At 65.4% G+C, this 457-nt stretch carries 1 protein-coding gene; it reads left to right on the plus strand.

Translation table 11 applies throughout. The features are described 5' to 3' along the window. A partial coding sequence (locus tag BSZ14_RS19095; RefSeq protein ID WP_139330561.1) for a transposase occupies window positions 1-457 on the plus strand: 457 nt, incomplete at both ends.

Raw genomic sequence — 457 nt, forward strand, 5'->3', positions numbered from 1 at the left:
CTACCATCCCGCTCAGCCCGGCCCGTTCGCGCCTGGCCGATTTCCTGCGACGTCGCAGGCAGTTGGTCGACATGCGCAAAGCCGAAAAGCTGCATCGCCACAGTGCAGGCCAACCCGAAATCGCCCAGGCCATCGAAGCCATGATCACGCTGCTTGGCCAGCAGATCGCCGAACTCGATCGACAGATCGCAGGCTTCATCGCCCAGGATCAGGCCCTGTCCGAACAGGCGCACCTGCTGAATGCCGTCCCCGGCATCGGACCCACCGTCCTGGCCACCTTGCTCGGCGAACTTCCCGAACTCGGCACGCTCTGCCGTCGCAAGATCGCTTCGCTCGCAGGCCTCGCACCCCACGCCCGCGAAAGTGGAACATGGCGCGGCGCCAGACGCATATGGGGTGGACGGCGCAAGGTCCGCGAAGCCCTCTACATCGCCGCCCTCAATGCCTCACGGCGTAT

Source organism: Sphingomonas sp. Sph1(2015) (assembly GCF_001970915.1).
GTDB lineage: Bacteria > Pseudomonadota > Alphaproteobacteria > Sphingomonadales > Sphingomonadaceae > Sphingomonas > Sphingomonas parapaucimobilis.